This is a genomic window from Oleiphilus sp. HI0123 (assembly GCF_001635315.1).
Genome location: NZ_LWGE01000465.1, coordinates 1 through 246 on the forward strand (window position 1 = coordinate 1; position 246 = coordinate 246).

The window sequence follows — 246 nt, forward strand, 5'->3', positions numbered from 1 at the left end:
CATCGCCCCCCGCTCGTAGCGGCGCGAGACAAGCTGGAAGAACAGGTGCGCGGCTTCAGGCTCGAACGGCAGGTAGCCGAGTTCGTCGACGATCAGTAGCTTGGGCTTGGCATAGTGCATCAGCCGCTCTTCGAGGCGGCCTTCCGCGTGAGCCTTGGCCAGCTGCGCCACCAGGATGGGGGCAGAGACGAACAGCACAGTGTAGCCGGCCGTGATCGCCTCCCGGCCGACCGCCACGGCCAAGTG

The 246-nt window shown here is 66.7% G+C and carries 1 protein-coding gene; it reads right to left on the minus strand.

Translation table 11 applies throughout. The features are described 5' to 3' along the window. A partial coding sequence (locus tag A3761_RS04475) for an ATP-binding protein (RefSeq protein ID WP_197472816.1) occupies window positions 1-246 on the minus strand: 246 nt, incomplete at both ends.